Source organism: Salinibacillus kushneri, assembly GCF_900111405.1.
Classification (GTDB): domain Bacteria; phylum Bacillota; class Bacilli; order Bacillales; family Alkalibacillaceae; genus Salinibacillus; species Salinibacillus kushneri.
This window is the reverse complement of the sequence record NZ_FOHJ01000006.1, coordinates 111,402-135,842: the sequence shown is the minus strand read 5'-3', so window position 1 is coordinate 135,842 and position 24,441 is coordinate 111,402. Positions and strand designations below refer to the sequence as shown.

General features: G+C 37.3%; 23 protein-coding genes and 6 tRNA genes. 24 read left to right on the top strand and 5 right to left on the bottom strand.

Annotated elements, in window-relative coordinates; all coding sequences use genetic code 11:
* Positions 1–10: 10 nt before the first annotated feature.
* The 5 genes from rpoD to BMX63_RS10360 all read left to right on the top strand — a co-directional run bounded on the left by rpoD (position 11) and on the right by BMX63_RS10360 (position 4,414).
* Positions 11–1,129, top strand: coding sequence for an RNA polymerase sigma factor RpoD (rpoD, locus tag BMX63_RS10380; RefSeq protein ID WP_093135094.1), 1,119 nt, complete (start codon positions 11–13; stop codon positions 1,127–1,129).
* 93 nt (positions 1,130–1,222) lie between these two features.
* On the top strand, positions 1,223–1,765 hold the full coding sequence (locus tag BMX63_RS10375) for a hypothetical protein (RefSeq protein WP_093135091.1): 543 nt from the start codon (positions 1,223–1,225) through the stop codon (positions 1,763–1,765).
* A gap of 171 nt (positions 1,766–1,936) precedes the next feature.
* Positions 1,937–2,320, top strand: coding sequence for a cytochrome c550 (gene cccA, locus BMX63_RS10370; protein WP_093135089.1), 384 nt, complete (start codon positions 1,937–1,939; stop codon positions 2,318–2,320).
* A gap of 281 nt (positions 2,321–2,601) precedes the next feature.
* Positions 2,602–3,306 (top strand): tRNA (adenine(22)-N(1))-methyltransferase, encoded by a 705-nt coding sequence (locus tag BMX63_RS10365; protein ID WP_093135086.1) that lies wholly within the window; start codon positions 2,602–2,604, stop codon positions 3,304–3,306.
* The gene (locus tag BMX63_RS10360) at positions 3,299–4,414 is read left to right on the top strand and encodes a Nif3-like dinuclear metal center hexameric protein (protein WP_093135084.1); all 1,116 of its coding nucleotides are present in this window, start codon (positions 3,299–3,301) and stop codon (positions 4,412–4,414) included. The genes BMX63_RS10365 and BMX63_RS10360 overlap by 8 nt, the downstream gene beginning before the upstream one ends.
* Before the next feature lie 43 nt (positions 4,415–4,457).
* Here BMX63_RS10360 and BMX63_RS10355 read toward each other — a convergent pair whose 3' ends face one another.
* Positions 4,458–5,405: a 4-hydroxy-3-methylbut-2-enyl diphosphate reductase gene (locus tag BMX63_RS10355; protein ID WP_093135081.1), complete on the bottom strand. Its 948-nt coding sequence runs from the start codon at positions 5,403–5,405 to the stop codon at positions 4,458–4,460.
* Between the two features lie 171 nt (positions 5,406–5,576).
* Here BMX63_RS10355 and BMX63_RS10350 point away from each other — a divergent pair, with 171 nt between their 5' ends.
* Both BMX63_RS10350 and BMX63_RS10345 read left to right on the top strand, forming a co-directional pair.
* Positions 5,577–6,911, top strand: a complete 1,335-nt coding sequence (locus BMX63_RS10350; protein ID WP_093135078.1) for a DEAD/DEAH box helicase — start codon at positions 5,577–5,579, stop codon at positions 6,909–6,911.
* 14 nt (positions 6,912–6,925) lie between these two features.
* Positions 6,926–7,819 carry a deoxyribonuclease IV gene (locus BMX63_RS10345; protein ID WP_093135075.1) on the top strand — a complete coding sequence of 298 codons (894 nt, stop codon included), beginning with the start codon at positions 6,926–6,928 and terminating at the stop codon, positions 7,817–7,819.
* Positions 7,820–7,891: 72 nt separating this feature from the next.
* Here BMX63_RS10345 and BMX63_RS10340 read toward each other — a convergent pair whose 3' ends face one another.
* A complete protein-coding gene (locus BMX63_RS10340; protein ID WP_093135072.1) occupies positions 7,892–8,173 on the bottom strand; it encodes a DUF2624 domain-containing protein in 282 nt (93 codons plus the stop codon).
* Positions 8,174–8,323: 150 nt separating this feature from the next.
* Here BMX63_RS10340 and BMX63_RS10335 point away from each other — a divergent pair, with 150 nt between their 5' ends.
* Complete coding sequence (locus BMX63_RS10335) at positions 8,324–8,776, top strand: DUF4190 domain-containing protein (RefSeq protein ID WP_093135069.1); 453 nt, start codon at positions 8,324–8,326, stop codon at positions 8,774–8,776.
* A 111-nt stretch (positions 8,777–8,887) separates the two neighbouring features.
* Here BMX63_RS10335 and ispG read toward each other — a convergent pair whose 3' ends face one another.
* Positions 8,888–9,991: a flavodoxin-dependent (E)-4-hydroxy-3-methylbut-2-enyl-diphosphate synthase gene (gene ispG / locus BMX63_RS10330; protein WP_093135067.1), complete on the bottom strand. Its 1,104-nt coding sequence runs from the start codon at positions 9,989–9,991 to the stop codon at positions 8,888–8,890.
* A 106-nt stretch (positions 9,992–10,097) separates the two neighbouring features.
* Positions 10,098–10,484: a LysM peptidoglycan-binding domain-containing protein gene (locus BMX63_RS10325; RefSeq protein ID WP_093135064.1), complete on the bottom strand. Its 387-nt coding sequence runs from the start codon at positions 10,482–10,484 to the stop codon at positions 10,098–10,100.
* Positions 10,485–10,625: 141 nt separating this feature from the next.
* On the opposite strand from BMX63_RS10325, the gene BMX63_RS10320 reads away from it, so the two are divergent.
* The 16 genes from BMX63_RS10320 (at position 10,626) to phoU (ending at position 23,884) form a co-directional block, all read left to right on the top strand.
* Positions 10,626–11,255 (top strand): NfeD family protein, encoded by a 630-nt coding sequence (locus BMX63_RS10320; protein ID WP_093135062.1) that lies wholly within the window; start codon positions 10,626–10,628, stop codon positions 11,253–11,255.
* A 464-nt stretch (positions 11,256–11,719) separates the two neighbouring features.
* On the top strand, positions 11,720–13,363 hold the full coding sequence (locus BMX63_RS10315) for a Na/Pi cotransporter family protein (protein ID WP_177167262.1): 1,644 nt from the start codon (positions 11,720–11,722) through the stop codon (positions 13,361–13,363).
* A 313-nt stretch (positions 13,364–13,676) separates the two neighbouring features.
* A tRNA-Asn gene (locus BMX63_RS10310) sits at positions 13,677–13,751 on the top strand.
* A gap of 3 nt (positions 13,752–13,754) precedes the next feature.
* Positions 13,755–13,828: transfer RNA gene (locus BMX63_RS10305), tRNA-Met, on the top strand.
* A gap of 14 nt (positions 13,829–13,842) precedes the next feature.
* A tRNA-His gene (locus tag BMX63_RS10300) sits at positions 13,843–13,918 on the top strand.
* 31 nt (positions 13,919–13,949) lie between these two features.
* Positions 13,950–14,026 (top strand) — tRNA-Ile (locus BMX63_RS10295).
* 7 nt (positions 14,027–14,033) lie between these two features.
* Positions 14,034–14,126: transfer RNA gene (locus BMX63_RS10290), tRNA-Ser, on the top strand.
* Between the two features lie 6 nt (positions 14,127–14,132).
* Positions 14,133–14,208: transfer RNA gene (locus BMX63_RS10285), tRNA-Phe, on the top strand.
* Positions 14,209–14,605: 397 nt separating this feature from the next.
* Positions 14,606–15,217 (top strand): superoxide dismutase SodA, encoded by a 612-nt coding sequence (gene sodA, locus BMX63_RS10280; protein ID WP_093135059.1) that lies wholly within the window; start codon positions 14,606–14,608, stop codon positions 15,215–15,217.
* Between the two features lie 163 nt (positions 15,218–15,380).
* Positions 15,381–16,676, top strand: a complete 1,296-nt coding sequence (locus tag BMX63_RS10275) for an MFS transporter (RefSeq protein ID WP_093135057.1) — start codon at positions 15,381–15,383, stop codon at positions 16,674–16,676.
* 113 nt (positions 16,677–16,789) lie between these two features.
* The gene (locus BMX63_RS10270; RefSeq protein WP_093135054.1) at positions 16,790–18,907 is read left to right on the top strand and encodes a peptidoglycan D,D-transpeptidase FtsI family protein; all 2,118 of its coding nucleotides are present in this window, start codon (positions 16,790–16,792) and stop codon (positions 18,905–18,907) included.
* A 547-nt stretch (positions 18,908–19,454) separates the two neighbouring features.
* Positions 19,455–20,465: a PstS family phosphate ABC transporter substrate-binding protein gene (locus tag BMX63_RS10265; protein WP_093135051.1), complete on the top strand. Its 1,011-nt coding sequence runs from the start codon at positions 19,455–19,457 to the stop codon at positions 20,463–20,465.
* Positions 20,466–20,546: 81 nt separating this feature from the next.
* The gene (gene pstC / locus BMX63_RS10260) at positions 20,547–21,491 is read left to right on the top strand and encodes a phosphate ABC transporter permease subunit PstC (RefSeq protein ID WP_093135049.1); all 945 of its coding nucleotides are present in this window, start codon (positions 20,547–20,549) and stop codon (positions 21,489–21,491) included.
* Positions 21,491–22,369, top strand: a complete 879-nt coding sequence (gene pstA, locus BMX63_RS10255; protein ID WP_093135046.1) for a phosphate ABC transporter permease PstA — start codon at positions 21,491–21,493, stop codon at positions 22,367–22,369. Before pstC ends, pstA begins: the two co-directional genes overlap by 1 nt.
* A gap of 24 nt (positions 22,370–22,393) precedes the next feature.
* Complete coding sequence (gene pstB / locus BMX63_RS10250; protein ID WP_093135044.1) at positions 22,394–23,206, top strand: phosphate ABC transporter ATP-binding protein PstB; 813 nt, start codon at positions 22,394–22,396, stop codon at positions 23,204–23,206.
* Between the two features lie 18 nt (positions 23,207–23,224).
* Positions 23,225–23,884 carry a phosphate signaling complex protein PhoU gene (gene phoU / locus BMX63_RS10245; RefSeq protein WP_093135041.1) on the top strand — a complete coding sequence of 220 codons (660 nt, stop codon included), beginning with the start codon at positions 23,225–23,227 and terminating at the stop codon, positions 23,882–23,884.
* A gap of 47 nt (positions 23,885–23,931) precedes the next feature.
* Here the strand turns inward: phoU and BMX63_RS10240 are convergent, their stop codons facing one another.
* Positions 23,932–24,441, bottom strand: coding sequence for an MltG/YceG/YrrL family protein (locus BMX63_RS10240; RefSeq protein WP_093135038.1), 510 nt, complete (start codon positions 24,439–24,441; stop codon positions 23,932–23,934).

Here is a 24,441-nt window from a genome sequence, read left to right as displayed (position 1 = left end):
GAGGGGTACTATGGCAGAGAAGCCATCTCGTGCAAAAGACACAGAGCAGGAATTAACCCTAGATCAAGTTAAAGAACAATTGGTGGACATGGGAAAGAAACGAGGCGTACTTGCTTATGAGGAAGTTGCTGATCGTCTTTCTTCATTTGAATTAGATTCAAACCAAATGGATGAATTTTATGAACATTTAAACGACCAGGGAGTCGAGGTCATAGGGGATAATGAAGAAGACCCGAATATGCAGCAGATTGCAAAAGAAGAAGAATTTGACTTAAACGATTTAAGTGTACCACCCGGGGTGAAAATCAACGACCCTGTAAGAATGTATTTAAAAGAAATTGGTCGAGTAGACCTGCTATCTGCTGAAGATGAAATCGAACTTGCAACCAGAATTGAACAGGGGGATTTTGAAGCAAAACGTCGCCTGGCAGAGGCGAACCTTCGTCTGGTTGTTAGTATAGCCAAAAGATATGTAGGTCGAGGAATGCTGTTTCTTGATTTGATTCAGGAAGGAAATATGGGTCTGATTAAAGCGGTGGAAAAGTTTGATTATCGTAAAGGTTTTAAATTTAGTACGTATGCTACATGGTGGATTCGTCAGGCCATTACCAGAGCAATTGCAGACCAGGCACGTACAATCAGAATTCCAGTTCATATGGTTGAAACCATTAATAAATTAATTCGGGTTCAGCGACAATTATTACAGGATTTTGGTCGTGAACCAACACCAGAAGAGATTGCCGAAGAAATGGACCTAACTCCTGATAAAGTTCGCGAAATTCTAAAAATTGCTCAAGAGCCTGTATCTTTGGAAACTCCAATAGGTGAAGAAGATGATTCACACTTAGGAGACTTTATTGAAGACCAGGAAGCTCAATCCCCATCAGATCATGCAGCCTACGAATTATTAAAAGAACAACTAGAGGATGTATTAGACACCTTAACAGATCGTGAAGAAAATGTTTTACGACTACGTTTTGGACTTGACGATGGTCGAACACGCACTTTAGAAGAAGTAGGGAAAGTGTTTGGTGTTACACGTGAGCGCATTCGTCAAATTGAAGCCAAAGCATTGCGCAAGTTACGTCATCCAAGCAGGAGTAAACGTCTTAAAGACTTCTTAGACTAAATTATTGTTATGAAATGTATTCATGTTCAGTCGTTATTTACATTTCGTGATAACGGCTGTGCATGTTTATGTTTTTAAGAGGTGAAACGATGAATGGACGCTAATCGAAAGGCTGTCATTATCAAAGAAATTCAATATTGGAAAGATAAAAATCTGCTACCAAGTGTCTACTGTGATTTTCTGCTGGCACTTTATACAGAAGGAAACGGAACAGAAGATGATGAGTCTGAATCAGGGAATGCCCAATCCATATGGTTAAAGTTTGACGCTATTTTTTTACTTCTTTTGGTACCGTTTTCATTTCTTATCACTCATTTTACTGAATTTACACTTGGTTTGCAAATAGGTTTTGCACTCTTTTTCCTTTTAATTGACCTTTTACACTATTATGTTTTTTATAAAAAGAAGCTGTTTTATGCCCATATTGCTTTGATTTCAAGTATGTTGATTCTGCTTATCACTTCTGTATCGATTATCAGTGAAATGACCTTACATAATATATGGATTTATATTAGTATTCTTATGAATGGATTAATCTGGTTTATCGTTGGTTATTTATATAAATATAAATATTTATTAGCAACCAGTTTTGTGAATGTATTATTGGTATGCTTTTTTATCATGTGGAACAGGTAATCGTTAACAGAAAAGAATTCTTATTCATTTGAAGTTTTGAACCATATGTTTCATTAAATTTTCATTTTTCCCCCTTTCCTATATAGGGATTTTCAAGTAAAATATGTATAGTCTGTATATACTTAACAATATTAACGAACAGAGGGGATTACATAAGGAGGAAATAAAATAATGAAAAAAAATCCAGTAATACCTTTCGCGATTATTGCAGTCTTAGGAATTGTTGGTATGATTATTTTATCTGGCGTAGGTGTAAATCAGATGGATGAAGTCCGCGGTGAAGGTGAAAATGGAGGAACAGAAGAGCAGAGTGAAGGTGGAGAAACAGTGGACGCAGATCCAGAAAGTATTTTCCAAAACACATGTTCATCCTGCCATGGTGCCGACCTTGCTGGAACAGGAGCAGCTCCTTCTTTACAAGAAGTAGGTAGTAAGTATTCTGCGAGTGAAATTGAAGATATTATTAACAATGGAAAAGAGGGTGGAATGCCAGCTGGCCTGGTAGAACCTGAGCAGGCTACAAAAATTGCCGAGTGGCTGGCTGAGAAAAAATAAGTAATCTTTACTCAGCTAAAATGTTTTCAATAAATAGGGGAAGAAAAGCTTTCTAACTTGTAGAAAGCTTTTCTTTTTGGATGGCAGTATTATAAGCTTATCATTTTCTATTAACTTAAGGGCGCGAGTCTCCTCCGGGAAGAGCGGTATATGAGAAAACTGCAGGCGTATGTCGGGGAGCTCTCATACCAGCGAACTGCAGATGAAATCAACACCTATGTTTAACAGAGCCTTTTGGATAAAATACATCATATAAAATCTAAAAGTGAGGAATTTAAAGAATGGCAGACATTCAATTATCAAAACGTTTAAAATCCATTACATACTATTTACCTGAAAGAGCCCTGTTCGCTGATATCGGTTCAGATCATGCCTATTTACCTTGTTATGTCTGTTTAAATGATTCAGAAGCCAGTGCAATAGCAGGGGAAATCAATAAAGGACCTTATCTTAGAGCCTATGAGCAAGTACAAAAATGGAATTTGCTAGAGAGAATTGGAGTCCGGCAAGGTGATGGGTTATCTGTTATAGAACCAAATGAGGTAGAACAAGTGGTCATTGCTGGTATGGGTGGGACATTAATTACGAATATATTGGAAAATGGAAAAGAAAAGCTTGCCGGGGTCAAACGGATTATTGTTCAGCCTAATATCAATGCCCGGTATGTTCGTAAATGGTTAAACAAGCATTCATTTTCCTTATCCAGAGAGCAGGTAATCGAAGAAGATGGCCGCTATTATGAAATAATAGTCGCTGATTATAATCCAAGTCAACCACTCATGGAGTATACAGAAAAAGAATATTATTTAGGCCCTATAAACGGGAAAGAAAAAAGTCAGGCTTTTATACAAAAATGGAGTGGGATTCTGCAAAAAAATGAGCGAATTATTAAGGAAATGAAAAAAGCATCACAGCCAGATGAACAAAAAATTGCTGAATTTGAACAACAAATGGATTGGATAAAGGAGGCTTTAAAGGATGAGTAAATCATTAACCGGTCAAGAATTAGTAAAGATGTTTGAACATTGGGCCCCCAAATCTATAGCGATGGAAGGGGACAAAATTGGTCTTCATGCAGGTACTTTAAATAAGAAGATTAACAAGGTTATGGTCACGCTTGATGTTCTTGAAAATGTAGTGGATGAAGCCATAGAGAAGAATGCAGATTTTATCTTTGCTCATCACCCTTTTATTTTTAAACCTTTAAATAAGGTGAGTCGGGATGATGAAAAGGGAAGGATAATTGAAAAATTAATTAAACATGATATTACGGTTTATGTTGCCCATACAAATTTAGATATGGCTGATGGCGGTATGAATGATATGTTAATGGATGCTCTTGGCATACAGAATCGGAATGTACTCATTGAAATGGGAAAAGAGGAACTATATAAAATTGTCGTATTTGTACCTGTTTCTCATCAGGAGGAAGTGCGGGAGGCATTAGGAAATAGTGGAGCAGGTCATATTGGTTTATATAGCCACTGTACATTTCAAACCCAGGGACAAGGTACATTTAAACCACTGGAAGGAACCAATCCATACATAGGCAGCCAAGGAGAGCTGGAGAAAGTCGATGAAGTCCGTATGGAAACGATTGTTCCCAAGTATTTATTAACACAAGTACTAAAAGCTGCAGAAGAGGCGCATCCTTATGAAGAGATGGCTTATGATCTTTATCCATTAGGGAATGAAGGACAATCCTATGGACTTGGGAGAATTGGAAAATTGGATGAAGCAATGACGCTAAAAGAATTTGCAGAACATGTGAAGAAATCTTTAGATGTTCCAGCCTTGCGGGTGGTTGGAGACTTACATCGACAAGTGCGAATAGTAGGTGTTATCGGAGGCGATGGTAACAAATTTGCTTCACAGGTTAAGAGAAAAGGTGCAGATGTTTTCATAACAGGAGATGTTTATTATCATACAGCTCACGACGCAATGGGGTTAGGGCTAAATCTAATTGACCCTGGACATCACGTTGAAAAAGTGATGAAAAATGGTGTAAAACATTATTTGGAAAAGCAATGTCAAAATAAAGATGTTGAATTTATAGCTTCTACAGCTAATACAGAACCATTTCAATTTATTTAAACAGCAATAATTCCCGGTCATACTGATCGGGAATTTAGTAATTTTATACCCTCTTTTCTTTTACTTTTGGCAGTATTTTTTTATTTTCAACATTTGATGTTGTATCCCATGTTGCTGGATCATCAGGATTATAGGCTTCTATAAACCTGATCACTTCTTTTGTAATGGGTGTTGGAGTAGATGCACCAGCTGTTACAGCAATTTTTGATGTTTTCTCCAGCCATTTAAGCTTTAATTCGGATAAATCAGCAATTCGATAAGCTTTGGTACCTGCTATTTCTTCAGATACTTGTGCCAGTCTGTTCGAATTATTTGATCTGGGATCTCCAACTACAACAGTAAGATCAGCATCCGCTGCCTGCTCAGCAACAGCCTCTTGTCTTACTTGTGTGGCCATACAAATTTCCTGAATCAGTTCGGTTTGCGGATACTTTTCCTTTACTTGTTGCATGACATCATAAACGTCCCATTGACTCATTGTTGTCTGATTCGTAACTAAAATCCGATGTGCTTGAAGGGAAAGCTTCTTCACATCCTCTTCTGTTTGGACTAAGTGAACGTGTTCGGGTGCAACTCCAACAGCACCTTCTGGCTCAGGATGTCCTTTTTTCCCAATATAAACGATTTCATAACCTTCTTTAACTTTTTCCCGAATAAGATTATGGGTTTTCGTAACGTCCGGGCAGGTAGCATCTAAAACGGTTAATCCTTTTTGTTTAGCACGCTCTTTGACTTCAGGAGATACGCCATGGGCTGTGAAAATAACAGTCCCTTCGTCGATATCCTCCAGTAATTCCGCTCGATTTTTTCCATCAAGGGTAATAACACCTTCTTCATGAAAAGCTTCAGTAACATGATTATTATGAACGATCATACCAAGAATATATATGGGGCGAGGCAGGTTTTTATCTCTTGTTGCATTCTTCGCAATAACCATTGCATCGACAACACCGTAACAATACCCACGTGGAGCTATTTTGATCACTTCCATGGATTGGTTCCTCCTCACAAATCTATTTAATATAAAATGATGTATCGTTTCATTATATTTCTTTCATTATAAAGGTTAGAAGCAGATTAGACAAAAGAATTCATGGGAGATTGGCAAAATTATCTATACTTTTATATAATAAACATGCACGAATAAAAAAGGAGATATTTTATGAGTCAACAATCTTTTAAGAATTTTGCATTTCAGCCGTTTTTGTATGATGTTATAGAAAAGCTAAAGTTTAAGGAACCTACGCCTATCCAGAAAGAGGTTATTCCTTACGCTCTGAAACATCAAAGTTTAATCGGACAATCGCATACAGGATCAGGAAAGACGCATGCTTATTTGTTGCCACTGTTTAATCAAATAGATAAGTCGCAAAACCATGTACAAGCTGTGATTACTGTTCCAACACGTGAGCTTGCCATGCAAATCTATGATGAAGTTCGAAAAATCATTGAATTTTTATCGGAGGAAGAAAATATTCGGGCCAAGCTAATAATAGGTGGAACAGATAAACAGAAAATGATGGATAAATTAAAACAGCCTCCACACATTGTAGTAGGAACCCCTGGACGCATATTGGATTTAGTCATGGAAGGGGCCTTAGATTTATATTCAGCCTCTACTATGGTCATTGATGAAGCAGATTTACTCATTGATTTAGGGCTAATTGAAGAAACAGACCAGATTTTAGTTCGAATGCCACAGAATTTGCAGATTATGGTTTTCTCAGCTACATTTCCTGTTCAACTGCAGCACTTTTTAAAGAAATATATCGAAAATCCTAAACATATTACGATTTCCGGACAGGGACTTGTTCCAGAGAAGATGGAGCATCGGCTGATTCCATTAAGGCACCGAGAACAAGCAGATTTAATGGTAGAAATCACAAAGCTCATTTACCCTTATCTGGCGTTAATTTTTGTGAATAAAAAAGAACATGCAGATGAGTTGGCTAATCAGCTCATACAAAAAGGACTGGATGTGGGTATTATTCACGGAGGACTTACTCCGCGTGAGCGAAAACGAGCTTTAAAAAGTATTAAAAATCTTCAATATCAGTATATTGTTGCCACCGATTTAGCAGCTCGTGGAATTGATATACCTGGTGTGAGTCATATCTTTAACGCAGAGTTACCTAAAGAGGCAGAAGATTATATCCATCGTGTAGGAAGGACTGCCCGGGCTGGCTTGGAAGGTACGGCAATTAGCTTTTATTCGGATGAAGACGCATCTCTTATTGAAAAATTAGAGGGGAAAGGTATTGAATTTACTCATTATGATATCAAAAAGAACGAATGGGTGGAAATTAATGAATGGAACCAGCGAAATAAAAGAGAACGTATAGAAAATGAGGAATTAGAGACAGAAGCCTGGAAAAGAGTTCGAAAAAAGAAAAAGGTTAAACCAGGATATAAAAAGAAAATGAAGCAGGAAGCTGAACAAATTAAAAAGCAACTAAAAAATAAGCAACGTCAAAATAAAAGTAATAGGAAGAAGTAGGGGAGGAAACGAGGATGTTGAAAATTGGATCTCATGTGTCGATGAAAGGAAAGAAGATGTTGGAGGGTGCGAGTGAAGAAGCGGTGTCTTATGATGCAAATACCTTTATGATTTATACGGGTGCACCACAAAATACAAGGCGTAAAGCCATCGAAGAATTAAATATTGATGCCGGAAAAAATCATATGAAAGAAAATGGGATTGAAGAAATCGTTGTCCATGCGCCTTATATTATTAACATTGGGAACACAACCAAGCCTGCTACTTTTCAACTAGGAGTCGATTTTTTAAGGTCAGAGATAGAACGTACAGAGGCCATTGGGGCAAAACAAATTGTTTTACACCCGGGCTCTCATGTTGGAGAAGGGGCAGATAAAGGAATTGCCAAAATCATTGAGGGGCTTAACGAAGTCATTGATCCAAAACAGGATGTCCAAATTGCATTAGAGACTATGGCCGGAAAAGGTTCGGAATGTGGTCGTACTTTTGAAGAACTCGCTCGAATCATTGATGGAGTCACACACAATGAAAAATTATCGGTATGTATGGATACATGTCACATTCATGATGCTGGATATGACGTTGTGAATGACTTTGATGGTGTTTTAAAAGAGTTTGATCAAATCATTGGTCTAGATCGTATTAAAGTTTTGCATATTAACGATAGTAAGAATGTAAGAGGAGCTCAAAAAGACCGTCACCAAAATATCGGTTTTGGCGAGATTGGATTTGAAGCACTAAATTATGTTGTCCATCATCCTGAATTTACTCATTTGCCTAAGATTTTAGAAACACCATATGTTGGTGAAGATAAGAAGAATAAAAAGCCACCATATAAGCATGAAATTCAAATGCTGCGTACAAAAGAATTTGATGGAGATATGAAAAATCAAATTATGATGGCTTAAATAAAAGGCTGTTGAACAGAGCCAAATAAAAACCCGTTACGAAATAATATAAGTAACGGGTTTTTTAGTGTCTTAAAATAAATGGTCAACACCATATTTCTTGATTAAGTCCTGAAATAAACGGTTGGCTTTTTGGGCTGTCTGTTCATCTTTTAATTGTGCTATTTTTTTTAGTAACTTTAATCGATCTTGTTCATTAAAAGGATCAAAGGAGGAATTTTTTATATAACGGACCAATTGATTGGCTTCGTTATTTGTCAATGTAAAGCCATATTGTTTTCCATAATGGATTAAATCAGTTGGAGTTAAATTGGCCAGTTTTTCACGTACAATTTGACGAATGATCTGTTTCATAATTATCAACCTCGATTTTTTTATTCTTTATATTATATGTAAAACTGCTTATTTGTGAACACATAAGAATGGTTAATAATAACACGTAAAAAGTAAATGAAATTACATACCATATTAGTGTACCTCTTCATTGGAAAGTGAGGGATAATCATGACTTCACGTAACAATCAGACCAATAATCAGCAAAGATCTTATGCGGATGACAGCTGGCACCCGGATGAAAGAAATACCAATTATTATTCTCAGGGTCAGCTGGGTGCAAATACCAAAATTGAAACCCCAGAAGATCACAATTTTGAAGACCAGAAACGTGAAGAAGAGTTTGCGGCTGAAACAGCCGTTACCCCGGATGAGTTCAATGACCGAACTCAAATGGCTGAGCGTGAAACACACATGGAGGAAACAGCAGAAGCCGGCTGGGGATGGGCAGCGATTATTCTGTCCTTATTAGCTTTCTTCATGTGGCCGCTTGTAATGGGAATCGCAGGTATTGTTGTTGGTGTCATGGCAAAAAGAAGAGGTGCAGATACGCTTGGTAACATTGCGATTGTTGCAGGTATTGCAGCCATCGTAATTAATTTATTCTTAGCTCCGCTTTTCTGACGGATGATCGGCTAAGAACGAAATGAAATTTAGAAGTGGTTTTTCCTTAATTTATAAAAAAGCCCCCTGTATTGGGGGCTTTTCATTATCATTTTATGAGGCTTCTTTAATTTATACCTCAACTTCGTTTTGTTGCTCTTGAGCATATTCCTTTGCCAGCTTATCGACTTCTTTTTTCAATTCTTCAACCATAGTTTCTTCTGGTACTTTGCGAATGATTTCTCCATGCCTGAATAACAGCCCTTCACCTCTTGCACCAGCAATACCAATATCTGCTTCTCTGGCTTCACCTGGACCATTAACAGCACAGCCGAGGACAGCTACTTTAATGGGTGCTCTAATTTCTGATATGTAGTCCTCTACTTCATTAGCTATCGAAATTAAATCGATTTCAATTCTGCCACACGTTGGACAGGAAATTAAGGTTGCCGCATTCGAAGCCAAACTGAATGACTTTAATAATTCTCGCGCAACTTTAACCTCTTCAACAGGATCGGCACTTAAAGAAATTCTTAAAGTATTCCCAATTCCTTTACTTAAAATGGCTCCTAGACCAGCAGAACTTTTTACTGTTCCGGCAAATAATGTTCCGGACTCCGTGATTCCCAAATGGAGAGGGTAAGGTATGACTTTGGCTGCTTTTTCATAGGCTTCAATAGCCAGGGAAACATCAGAGGCCTTTAAGGATACGATAATATCATAGAAGTTAAGATCCTCTAAAATTTTAATATGATGTAATGCACTTTCTACCATACCATCTGCAGTAGGATAACCATATTTCTTTAGAATATGCTTTTCTAGTGAGCCGGCATTTACCCCGATACGAATAGGAATCCCTTTTTCCTTCGCAGCATTAACTACCGCTTCTACTTTATCCCTTTTCCCGATATTACCAGGATTAATGCGGATTTTATCTGCTCCGCCTTCAATCGCTTTCAGAGCTAGTCGATAATCAAAGTGTATATCCACGACGAGTGGAATCGTAATTCGTTTTTTGATTTCTGGAATTGCATCAGCAGCTTTCTCATCAGGGCATGCAACTCTTACAACTTGACAACCAGCCTGAACCAGATCTCCAATCTGATTAACTGTAGCATCTACATCATGGGTTTTCGTTGTAGTCATTGATTGAATGACTACTTCATTTTTACCACCTATGGTCAAATCTCCTACACGTACTTGGCGTGTATCTTGACGATGTATGACTTCAGACATAACTACGCTCCTTTACGTCTTACTATTTTAAATTTTATAAACAATATCTTTTTTTATTATATAGGTTTATTTAAAACTTGAGAAGTAAATATAACGGAAAGAATGTTTAATTTTTGTTCATGTATGCTGGAAAGAAGTAGGTTTTCCCGATTTGAATTTCATTAGGATTTACATCTGGATTCAAGGTTTGAAAATCCTCTAATAATTGCTGGAATTCAACGGATTCGTCACTCATATTCTCAACTATGGAAAGTACGGTCTCCCCAGCTTTGACTTTATGTTTAACAGGTTTATAATCTGGCTGCTTTTCCTCAGGTTGATCTCCGTTTGTAGATTCATTTGATGTCTCTTTATTTTCTGTTTGCATCATTTCCGTTTGAGTATTGTGTGAGTCTTGAGGCTTTGAAGCGGTACCGACTGTAACATCATGAATAATGCTTCTAATAAATAAAAGTAAGATGACTACTATAAATAATTTTTTAAAAAGTGCCATTACGGTGATTCCCTCCATTCAATCGGAAAGTAAAATGGTAAAAGCTTTTTGTATGACTCTTTATAAAAGGGATGAAACCTTTTTCAAACGAAATTCGTATTTTAAAATACAAATGGCTGTTTGATGGGATGTGAAAACACTATGTTTTTAAGCTCAAGTTTTGCCGCATTAATGCTTACTTTTTTAGGTTTTATGCTTCTTATGGGTGAAATGTTCGTTAAGTTGCGAGGCGTTTCTGGTGTTTTAGGTTTTGGTTTTATATTATTGTATTTTCAGGCCCATTTAGAAAGTATAAATATTTTATTGGTTGCGTTTATGTTCATACTTGCCATCATGTTAATCATTATTGATGGCAATATTACAAACGATGGAACGTTATCTGTCATTGCCATCCTGATGATGATAATGATTGTCGGACTTATACCTTCAAATTGGGTTACGGGTGGTTATGGTATTACAGGTTTAATTCTAGGAACATGTTGCAGTTTCCTTTTTTTAAAGGTTTTTCCTTCAAGAAATATGTGGGACAAAATAACACTCTTTGATCGGCTTACAGATGAAGCGGGATATAATGTCATGAATGAATCCTATGAAAAGTTGATTGGTAAAAAAGGAAAAACGGTTACTGAATTAAGACCTGCGGGTACAATTCGGATAGGAGAAGAGGAGTATAGTGCGGTTTCTGATGGTAAATGGATTGACCGTCAAACGCGTATAGTTGTAACACATGTAGATGGAACAAAAATTATGGTTGATGCATCTAAAAAATAACCTAATATTCAGCGGGCGGATGGAAGTTGCCTGCAGGGGTCTTCCGGCGTCCTTTCCGGAGGAGTCTCGCGCACTTTTATTCCAATCAACTTGTTGGTAGAACATACAATAAGCTTTAACACAGCCAAGTAAAAAAGGGTTGATGAAAAAAGTATTTTAAACTTTTTTCATCAACCCTTTTTTAAAGGAAATTATAAAACCCGGTCCTTGGCACTTATCGCTTTTGTTCTTTATTGGTATACAGTCTAAATCTTCATAGCTGTGGGCTAAACGCTCTCTGTAAACCTGAATGAGACATAGGCTGCGTGGGTAATTTAATGAAAGTACTTTGGAATAATTAATGAATGTTAAGTTCATGTAAATTTTTTCGAAAATCCTTTACAAAACTCTTCCGTTTCATTAATAATGATAGAGGCATTTTAAAGATATAAACAACTTTGATTTTGGATAGGAGTGGACTAATCTTGGAACTAGATGTTCAGACATTAATATTTCAGTTTATAGGTGGTTTAGGTATCTTTCTATTCGGTATTAAGTATATGGGAGATGGACTGCAGCGATCAGCTGGAGACCGCCTTAGAGATATATTAGATCGATTTACAACAAATCCATTCATGGGTGTTTTAACCGGTATTATCGTTACCATTTTAATTCAAAGTAGTTCGGGAACGACTGTGCTGGTTGTCGGTTTAGTAAATGCCGGTTTTATGACGTTAAGACAAGCCATAGGTGTCATAATGGGTGCGAATATTGGAACGACGGTTACTGCATTTATCATTGGTATTGATATAGATCAATATTCTCTTCCTATGATTGCTCTAGGAGCTTTCTTAATTTTCTTCTTTAAGAATAAAAGACTTACGTATGCCGGACAGGTTATATTTGGACTTGGGGCTTTATTTTACGGTTTAGATTTAATGTCTGGAGCAATGTCACCGTTACGCTCACTGGAAGCATTTCAAGAGCTGACTGTAAGTATGAGTGAAATTCCATTGTTAGGTGTTGTAATTGGTACAGTCTTTACTTTTATTGTACAAAGCTCCAGTGCAACGATTGGTATCTTACAGGGATTGGCAGAACAAGGGGCAATTGGATTACAAGCGGCTTTACCTGTTTTATTCGGTGATAACATAGGTACAACCATTACAGCTATCCTTGCTGCTCTAGGTGCCAGTGTAGCCGCTAAAAGAGCTGCGCTATCCCACGTGTTTTTTAATTTAGTAGGGACAACACTATTCTTACTATTATTAACGCCTTATACACATTTTGTAGAATATTTACAAGGGCATCTTAACCTAAACGACAGATCTACAATAGCATTTGCTCACGGAACATTTAATGTGACCAATACGCTCATTCAAATATGGTTTGTAGGATTCATTGCTTATCTAGTGACAAAAATTATACCTGGGGAAGATTCGGTTGTAGACTCAAAACCTATGCATCTGGATCCACTCATTATCCAGCAATCTCCATCGATTGCTATTGGTCAGGCCAAAGATGAGTCTGTAAGGATGGGGCAGCTTGCATTAAAAGGATTGGAAGAAACCAGTCTATATTTAAATAACAATCACCAGAAGCATGCAGAATTAGCCCTTTCGATGGAGGATGCAATTAATAATTTGGATCGCAAAATCACAGATTATTTAGGGAAAATTTCGACTTCTTCTTTATCTACGCCAGAAAGTGATTTACATTCATCTGTTGTTGATAATGTAAGAGATATTGAACGAATTGGGGATCATTTTGAAAATATTGTAGAACTTGTAGATTATAAAATTTCCAATAAAGTTCACTTGATGGATCAGGCAATGGAAGATGTAAATGAAATGTATAATTTAACTTTAGTTACCGTTAAACAAGCGTTAAAAGCATTTGAAGAACATGATCAGCAGGCGGCTATGGAAGTTATTCAAAAAGAAGAGCAAATTGACCAAATGGAACGAAGCTATCGTAAAAAGCATATCCTTCGTTTAAATGAAGGAATTTGCACCGGTTCTGCTGGTATAGTTTTTGTTGATATCTTAAGTAATTTAGAACGAATTGGTGACCATGCTGTTAATATTGCTCAGGAAGTAATCGGAAAAGATAATCACAATCATGGTTAACATGAGTAAAAATACACCCTGCACATCACTATACAGGGTGTATTTTTTTGTTCGTATTGATGCGAGGTACCCTTTTTTAAAAAAAGAAATCCCGCTGAAAAGTCGATGATTAAAGGAAACGGTTCGACTGATTAAAGCCTCTATTTAGGAAAAAATTTTAAAAATCCCTTGAAACATGTAAAGGGACATGCTATATTTACATATGTTCTTCCCATTAAGAATAAAAAGACGTTGACGGATTACATAATACATGTTACATTATATCTTGTCGCTGAAAATTCCACAAATGACATAATTGTTTAATTTAACTTATTCCACCGTAGCTCAGTGGTAGAGCAATCGGCTGTTAACCGATCGGTCGTAGGTTCGAATCCTACCGGTGGAGCCATATGGCGGCGTAGCTCAGCTGGCGAGAGCGTACGGTTCATACCCGTGAGGTCGGGGGTTCGATCCCCTCCGCCGCTACTAAAATACATATGGCGGCTGTGGCGAAGTGGTTAACGCACCGGATTGTGGCTCCGGCATTCGTGGGTTCGATTCCCACCAGTCGCCCCATTTTTAGGAAGGTTTAACATTATATTAAAAAGGACCCTTAGCTCAGCTGGTCAGAGCTATCGGCTCATAACCGATCGGTCGCAGGTTCGAATCCTGCAGGGTCCACCATTATTACGGAGGAGTACCCAAGTCCGGCTGAAGGGATCGGTCTTGAAAACCGACAGGGGTGTCAAAGCCCGCGGGGGTTCGAATCCCTCCTCCTCCGCCATTTTTTGGCTCGGTAGCTCAGTCGGTAGAGCAACGGACTGAAAATCCGTGTGTCGGCGGTTCGATTCCGTCCCGAGCCACCATAATATTAAAATGAATGTCTCCTTTCCAATAGAGTAGTGAAGCAAGCAGATTATATCTGCTTGCTTTTTAACGTTTTGGCTGTATTAAAGCTTATTGTCGATGTTCTACCAAAATGATTGGAGTGGAAATGCGGAAGACTCCTCCGGAAAGATGGGAGGCTCCGTGACATATGTTGAAGAGGTTTCCGGACAGGCTGCGAAAAGATAGTGCAACACCTATGTTTTACAGAGCTACCTTTTTAGAACGTTATAGCATGGTTAAAATTAGTATGTCCTGGAAATATAGAGCAAAAATGTTGCATCATATGATTTCGATTGTTAATCTTAAGATATAGGAATCACACCATACTTTTGTTGTTTTTCCTTACACTACATAAAATAAAAGGAGGAAATTATAATGGCTAATTTTGAACTGCCAGAATTACCTTATGCATACGATGCTTTAGAACCACATATCGATAAAGAAACGATGAACATTCATCACACAAAACACCATAATACTTACGTAACTAAACTTAATGGGGCATTAGAAGGACATGCAGATCTTCAGGACAAGTCTCTTGAAGACTTGCTTGGTAATCTTGATGCAGTACCAGAAAACATTCGTACAGCTGTACGAAACAATGGTGGCGGTCATGCCAACCATAGCCTTTTCTGGACAGTTCTTTCTCCAAATGGTGGAGGAGAGCCAAAAGGTGAAGTAGCTGAAAAAATTAATGCGAAGTTTGGCAGCTTCGACAAATTTAAAGAAGAATTCAAAGCTGCTGCAACTGGACGCTTTGGTTCAGGCTGGGCTTGGTTAGTTGTAAATAACGGTGATGTAGAAATTACCAGCACTCCAAACCAGGACACTCCATTAATGGAAGGTAAAACACCTATTTTAGGTCTTGATGTTTGGGAGCATGCTTACTATCTAAAATATCAAAACAAGCGTCCTGACTACATTGCAGCATTCTGGAATGTTGTAAACTGGGATGAAGTTGAAAAACGTTACCAGTCAGCAAAATAATGATTGAATAAAAAATGTGATGTACACCCCAAAAGTTAGATGAATGTATTCTAACTTTGGGGTGATTTTTATGGTCTAAATAAATATAACCTCTTTTCTATTTGACTGAATATCTGCTGTCCTTTCTGAAGAAAATAAGGTGTAGAGAAAAGGGGTTTGTAAAATGAGTGAAAAGATAAAAGCGATTGTTGGTCATGTTGATATAAACCGAGATTTAATTTTGTTACTGGCCATTGGTGGTCTATATTCGATTAGTATTTTCTTATCGAATACATTTGTCAATATCTTTCTTTGGAAACAAGCTGGCGATTATGGAACAATTGCCTTTTATAATTTAGCTGTTTATATTATGCAGCCGATAACTTTTATCTTAGCAGGTAGATGGGCTAAAAAAGTCGACCGAGTAATTGTATTACGACTAGGTGTAACTTTTTTATCCCTATTTTTTTTGACGGTATTAATGATGGGAGATTATGCCGAAAAGTATAACGTAATTTTAGGTGGAATTTTAGGTATTGGCTATGGTTTTTATTGGCTTGCCTTTCATGTATTAACTTTTGAAATAACGGAACCGGAAACAAGGGATTTTTTTAACGGCTTTTTTGGTTTACTGCAATCCTTTGGCGGAATGATTGGTCCAATTAGTGCTGGTTATATTATTTCTAAAATGGAAGCAAATACAGGTTATACTACGATATTTACGATTTCTTTAGTTCTGTTTATTATCGCTGTCGTATGCAGTTTTTTTCTGAATCGAAGAAGTGCCGATGGAGAATATAACTTTCGAATAATTTTAAAAGAAAGAAAACGAAATAGAAATTGGAGACGTGTCTTACAAGCCAATTACTCTCAAGGGTTAAGAGAAGGTATATTTTTATTTGTTATATCTATTTGGGTATTTTTAATTACGGATAGTGAATTTGCCTTAGGCACATTCAACTTAATTTTTTCCGGATTTTCGTTTTTTGTCTATTACTTAGCCACCAGATTGATTAAACCTAATATTCGAAAGACCTCCATCCTTATTGGCGGTTTTATTCTATATACATCTATTTACCTTATTATTTTCTTTAAAAGTTATACGATATTACTCATCTACGCAGCAATAATCGGGATTGCGTATCCGATTATTTATGTCCCTTATTTTTCGATATCCTATGATGTAATTGGAACATCCTGGATGGCAAAAGAAAAAAGAATTGAATATATTGTCGTTCGCGAACTGTTTTTAAATTCGGGGCGTGTAAGCTCCATTATCTTATTTCTTGTTGTGACGTATTTGTTTGATGCGGAAAAGAGTATTCCTTATCTCCTGGCAGTTGTGGGGATAGGTCACTTACTTATTTCCTACTTTTTCCGTGATATATACCTCCCTAAAAAGAAACTAGATGAGGAAAATATAGAAAAAGAAAATGAACCTTTAATTAATAAAGAAGTAGCGGAAGAAGAAAATCGATAAAAGCGTTATTCTGGATGAAAATGGGTAGTAAAATGAGAATGAATATTCATGTCAAAATAGGTCAAGTCATGCTATAATAGGAGAAAACAATAGGAAAAGGGGAGGGGAACCCTTTGTCTCCAAAGAAGCCCAAATCACATTTACCATTACGTTTAAATATATTGTTTTTCTTAATCTTTGTATTGTTTGCTTTTTTAGTCATACAGCTCGGTGTTGTTCAAATATTGCATGGGGATGCAGCACAGAGTGAAATTAATCGAACGGAAGACACAACGATTTCTAATCCGGTGCCCAGAGGGGAAATTTATGACCGTTATGGAAGATTACTGGTTGAAAATGAATCGAGATACGCCATTACCTACACACCCCAGAAAAATGTCCAGCCTCAGGATAAATTAGACCTTGCAGAGAAACTGGCAAAATATATAGAAAAGAAGCCGGATAAAGTTACAAAAAGAGATAAACAGGACTACTGGATTATGAAAAATAGAGAAGAAGCCTATGGTCGTCTCTCTGCAAAGGAAGAGAAACTAAGTGATGATGAACAGTATCATGCTGTACTGGACAAAGTAACTGAAGAAGATTTGCAGCAGTTAACTAAAGAAGATTTAGAGGTTATTGCGATTAAACGTGAATTGGATCAGGCACCGGCTTTAACACCACACGTCGTTAAAAATAGTGATATTTCAGAAAAAGAATATGCAACAGTTGCTGAGCATTTGAGTGAACTAACGGGAATAAATGTAACAACAGATTGGGAGAGAAATAAAATTTTCGACCCTACTTTCTCAAATTTTATTGGCGATATAACCTCATTAGAAGAGGGACTTCCCAAAGAGAAGCTGGATTACTTTCTAACGCGGCAATATGGCCGGAATCAACGCGTAGGAGAAAGCTTTTTAGAAGAAGAGTATGAAACGACGTTAGCCGGACAAAAAGAGCTGGTGGAGTACGTTACCGATAAAGAGGGAAATATAATTGACTCGAAGCTGATACGTGAAGGGAAGCAGGGAAAAAGTTTAAAACTTACAATTGATATCGAACTCCAAAAACGAGTAGATAAAATTGTCAAAGAGGAAATGAAAAAAATCCTTGACAAATATCCTGTTAAGAATAAATACTTCAAAGATGCGTTAGTTGTCATGTCCGATCCAAATACAGGTGAAATATTAGCCATGACAGGACAGCACTATGATCACGAAAAAGATAAATTCCTGGATCAGTCCTATAGAACGGTTTATGATGCGCACAGGCCCGGATCAGCGGTTAAGGGAGCAACATTGCTTGCCGGTTTTGACTCAGGCGTGATTAGTCCGGGTACAACCTTTTATGATTCACCTATTAAAATTTATCAAACTCCACCAAAAAAGTCTTACAACAATCTTGGGTATGTGAATGATTTAGATGCACTTGCGAAATCTTCAAACGTTTATATGTTTTATGTAGCCCTTAGAATGGGCGGTGATTATACAAATTATAGATATGTAAAAAATGAATCTTCGAAAGTAAAAAATAGTTCTGAGACGTTGCAGCAGTTACGCAATTACTTTAATCAGTTTGGATTGGGTATAAGTACAGGGATTGATTTACCCTATGAAGCCACAGGCTACAAAGGTGATGATCCGAATCCAGGTTTACTAATGGACTTTGCGATTGGACAATATGATACCTACACAGCTTTACAATTAAATCAATATGTTTCTACGATTGCCAATGGAGGATATCGACTTCAGCCTCAATTAGTACAGGGCATTTACAATTCAACGGCTAATGGTGAATTAAATAAATTGTACAAAGGTATTGAACCAAAGGTCTTAAATGAAATTGAAATGGATGAAAAGTACCTGGATAGAGTGCAGGAAGGTTTTAGAAGGGTTTTTCAAACTACAGAAGGAACAGCGGATCATGTATTTCGAAGTAAGCCATACAATCCAGCTGGAAAAACAGGAACGGCTGAAAATGAAATCTATGGGAAGGATAAGAATGGGGAAGTTATTAAGGTTGCAGATGTAGAAAATCATAATCTGGTTGGCTATGCTCCTTACGATGACCCTGAAGTAGCCTTTTCAATCATTGTTCCAAATGTCGGGTTGGACGCATATGATGGAATTAATTTAAATATTGGTAGTCGAATATTAGATGCTTATTTTGAATTAAAGGAAAAGAGAGAAGAAGAAGGCATAAATAGGAATTTGGATAATATGAAAAAGGAAAATAATGATAACGAATAGAATGGTGAACAACGCCATTCTATTTTTTTGTAATTTTTAGGGTGATGCACCTGACCAGTCGCCTCCGCTTTTCTTTGTCTAGCTGCGGCTCCTAGGTCCAAGCAGACATAAGCAAAATCCACTACGTGGCGGAAAAGCATGCCACTCCCGTGAATTCTGCTTATGCTGTCGGACCTGTTCAGTCGCCTCCGCTTTTCTCTTGTCTAGCTACGTCTCCTAGGTCCAAGCAGACATAAGCAAAATCCACTACGTGGCGGAAATGCATGCCACTCCGTGAATTCTGCTTATGCTATCGGACCTGTTCAGTCGCCTCCGCTTTTCTTTGTCCAGCTACGTCTCCCAGGTTATGGCGGACATAAGCCAAAGCCATTCCGTGGCGAAAAGCATGCCACTGCATGTCTTCGTCTTATACCGCATAACCTAACCAGTCGCCTCCGCTTTTCTCATACTATTTACCTAATCTTTACATTGGGTTTATATGAGATTAATAGTTTATGTTTAGCATTATTTGTGTAGTAAGGTTACTTAAAAAAAGGGGGAAAAGGTTATGTGGAAGTATAAGAGATTGATAGTATTAATGCTGTTTATTTTAACCATTGGAATTCTTGCAGCATGTGGGGGAAATGGTGAAGAGACTACAGAAGAAACCGATCAGGACACTGCGAATGCTAGTGAGGGAAGTTCCAGTGAGGAGGATTCTTTACTATCAGGAACGGTAAAACTGGCTGGTTCTTCTACTGTTTTTCCGATTATGGAATATGTAACCTATGAATTTACAAAAGAGAATCCTAATGTGGATACTCCACTTGAGAGTATTGGATCAGGTGGGGGATTTGAAAGATCTACTAAAGGAGAAATTGATTTTAGCAATGCTTCCCGTCCGATTAAAGAAGAAGAAAAAGCTCTTGCGGAAGAAAACGGAATTGAATTAATCGAAACAGTACTCGCATACGATGGTTTATCCGTTGTAGTAAGTAAGCAAAATGATTTTGTAGATGAATTAACGGTAGAACAATTAGGAGAAATTTTCCTTGCAGATAGTGGAAATACAAAATGGTCAGATATAGATCCATCATGGCCGGACGAAGAAATTGTGATTTATTCACCAGGTCATGACTCAGGTACATTCGACTATTTTAATGAAGTTATCCTTGAAGAAAAGCCAATGCGCGAAGGAGAAGGTGTAACCCTTTCAGAAGATGACAACTTATTGGTAAGAGGAATTCAAAATGATCCATACGCTATTGGATACTTTGGCTATGCTTACTATGTAGAAAACCAGGATACACTTAAGGCTTTAGCAATTGATGGCGGAAATGGTCCAGTTAAGCCTAGTCCTGAAACGATTCAAGATGGCAGCTACAGTCCGTTATCCCGTCCATTATTCACTTATATTAATCGCGCTTCATTAGAAGAAAAAGAGTCTGTACAAGCATTTACTGAATTCTTACTCTCTGGTGCAGCAGCAGAGGGAGCAGAAGAAGTAGGGTATGTCCCAATCCCTGAAGAAGAGTATCAATCACAATTAGAAGATTTAAAGGCTATTTATGAAAAATAAGGTCAATAAAGGTGAAATGTGGGGACAGGAATAACATCTGTCCTCACTTCCACTTTTAGATTAGATGAAAGGGGTTTGCATATGGGTATTCAGAATATACAATCAAAAGAATGGACCGTTCATGATCAAATGAATGCCAAAAAACAAAGACAAAAAAAGCTAAGAAGACTTGAAAAACTCATTCCTGTATTTCTCTTTTTATGTGCAATCATCTCCATTTTAACTACGCTGGGAATTTTATATACGTTAATTAGTTCAGCAATTGGCTTCTTTGGAGAGGTATCATTTTCTGAGTTTTTCCTGAATACAGAATGGAAGCCCTGGTCTGGGTCATTTGGTGTTTCACCTTTAATTACAGGAACGTTGCTGATTACTGGTATTGCTATTATTGTAGCCATTCCATTGGGTCTCGCAACAGCTATCTTTCTTAGTGAGTATGCAAGTGATCGAACAAGAAGAATTGTAAAACCGGTTATTGAAATCCTGGCAGGTATTCCAACCGTTGTTTACGGTTTTTTTGCCTTAACATTTGTTACCCCATTAATACAACATGTAATACCTGATCTTAAAATTTTTAATGCGTTAAGTGGGGGAATTGTTGTAGGGATTATGATTATTCCAACCATTGCTTCCTTATCTGAAGACGCCATGAGTGCAGTTCCCGGCAATATTCGTGAAGGAGCCTATGCAGTTGGGGCTACCAGGTTTGAAGTGGCAATGAAAGTCGTAGTACCTGCTGCTTTATCTGGAATCATTGCTTCATTTGTACTTGGTATATCACGAGCTATCGGGGAAACGATGATTGTGACGATCGCAGCTGGCCAGTCCCCAACTCTGACACTTGATCCAACACAATCGATTCAAACGTTAACATCATTTATTGTTCAAGGAACTTCAGGGGATACCGCTTATGGATCAACAATTTATTATAGTGTCTATGCAGTTGGAATTACATTGTTTGTATTTACACTAGCTATGAATTTCTTATCACAATATATTTCCCGCAGATTTAGGGAGGAATACTGATGCCTTTACGAAACCAAGATGATATGTATAAGCGAAGAAAAAGGAGAACGGCAAAAAACAATATTTTTCGTACATTATTTTTTACAGCAACTACTGTTGGATTAATTGTGTTAGCTATGCTTATTTACCGTGTACTATCTCAAGGTACAGGTAGTCTATCCTGGGACTTTATCCGTAATTTTGCTGCACCTTATCCAGATGAAGCAGGACTTCTTGCGGGAATTGTTGGTTCCCTTTATTTAATGGGGATTGTTGCTATATTTTCAATTGTAGTTGGAGTATCCACAGCCATCTATTTAGAGGAATATGCAAAAAAGGGCAAATTAACGACGTTTATTCAAATGAACATTCAAAATCTTGCTGGTGTACCTTCTGTTGTTTTCGGATTATTAGGTTTAACCTTTTTTGTTTATGTGCTCGATTTTGGTTATTCCTTATTAACGGGAGGGCTCACAATGAGTCTTCTTGTGCTTCCTATTATAGTGGTATCAAGCCAGGAAGCCTTACGTTCAGTACCGAGTGAGCTGAAAGAAGCATCAGCTGCTATGGGAGCTTCAAAATGGCAGACCATATTTAGGGTTGTTTTACCCGCAGCTTTACCCGGAATGATTACGGGCTCTATTTTAGCATTATCAAGAGCTATTGGTGAGACAGCTCCGTTATTAGTTGTTGGAGCTGCAACGGCCATCTATTCCCTTCCTGATTCAGTAGTGGATTCTTATACGGTTATGCCTATTCAAATCTATAGCTGGATTAGTAAACCAGGTGATGAATGGCCTTTATTAGCTGCAGCAGGCATCATTATATTGCTAATTTTTTTACTAATCATGAATACCATTGCCGTATTGATTCGAAATAAATTCCAACGCCGTTATTAATTCATTGACTAAGGAGGAGAAAATATGTCTACAATAGCAAAACCAATTGTAAAAAAACAAAGTGAAGAGAAAACAATTGAGAAGGATTCCGTTTTTGGTGTTTCCAATCTTAATTTATGGTATGGAACAGACCAGGCTTTATACGATATTCATATGGATATTTATAAAAATGAAATTACAGCTATTATTGGACCATCAGGTTGCGGAAAGTCAACTTTTTTAAAGACGTTAAATCGAATGGTTGAAATGGTTCCGATTGTCAAAACATCTGGTACGATTAAATACAATGATGAAAATATTTTTGACCCTAAGTATAGTGTTGAGGATTTACGAACAAGGGTTGGTATGGTGTTTCAAAAACCAAATCCATTCCCCAAGTCCATCTATGATAATGTTGCCTATGGACCTCGAATTCATGGAATCAAAAATAAAAAAGACCTAGATACAATTGTAGAAAAAAGTCTTAAAGATGCAGCTTTATGGGATGAAGTTAAAGATCGATTACATGAGAATGCTTATGGATTATCAGGCGGTCAACAACAGCGTTTATGTATTGCAAGATGCCTGGCCATAGAACCTGATGTGATATTAATGGATGAACCTACATCTGCTCTTGATCCGATTTCAACAATGAAAGTGGAAGAGCTTGTTCAAAACTTAAGGGAAAAATACAGTATCGTAATCGTAACGCATAATATGCAGCAAGCTGCACGAATTTCAGACAAAACAGCCTTTTTCTTAAATGGAGAATTAGTTGAATTCACTGAAACAGATCAACTGTTCTCCAATCCCGCCGATAAGCGTACAGAGGATTATATTACAGGTCGTTTTGGTTAATAAGGAGGGGGTGTTTTAATGGCAATCAGAGAGCACTTTGAAGAGGAAGTGCAAGAGGTAAAAGAGCTGATTCAAGAGCTTGCAAACATGGGGGATGAGGCTTTAACAAGGGCTGTAGAAAGCCTTTATAAGAAAAATATACAAATAGCGGAATCTGTGATTGAACAGGATGATACGATTGATCAGAAGGAATTAGAGATTCATGAAAAAACAATCCTGTTAATTGCAAAACAGCAACCTTTTGCTAAGGATTTAAGAAGACTAATCATATCTTTGAAAATTTCATCTGACTTAGAAAGGATGGCTGACAATGCTGTCAATATCGCTAAATCCACTATTCATCTTGGTGAAGATCATCCTTTAAAAATTCATCCTTTGATTGGTAGTATGGCAGATAAGGCTAGGGATATGGGAGCATTGGCTATAAAGGCAGTTAAGTACGAGGATATCTCACTCGCTGGAAAACTCGCAGAATTGGACGATGAAATTGACGAGATGTATGGTACTGTCATTCGTGAAATGTTAGACGAAACCATATCTAATCCGCAAATGAATCAATATATGATGCAAATGGCTTTCAGTGCAAGGTATATTGAACGATATGCTGATCATATCACAAACATTGGAGAAAACATCTTTTATTTAGTTAAAGGGGAAAATTACGATTTAAACGAATAATGATAAAAAACCACAGTCTAAAGATGTCAGACTGTGGTTTTAAATTTTTATCTGGTTATGGTTTCGGCAATTTCAGAGAAGTTCATAGCTGAATTCACTTCAAAAGTGCCGATTTGAACTGCTTTTTCATAACCGTGTTCACCTAAATAGGATTCAAACTCTGAAGCATTATCAATAATTCCTTCTTCTTCTAATAAATCTGCTACTTCACCTGTTGCCATACCAGATTCAATTTGGATGGTAACAGGATTGTTATCGGGACTATCTTCTTCCTCTTCTTGATTTCTACTGTTGTTTGATTCTTTTTTTGCATCCTCTTTTTGATTACTTTCCAGCTGCTTTTTCTGGTCAGCCAATGTTTGATTGATATTCTCCCATTTTTGCTGATTAACAACATTGAACCCTTCATCTTTTAAATAGGCAGTCGCCTCTTCTACTGTTAAGGCTTTAACATTATCTTCATTAGCAGAGCTATCATCACCAACATAATAAATGACACTTATTAAAAGGGTAGCCGTAAGTATACCTAAGGAAAATGAGCGTAATATATGTTTCAT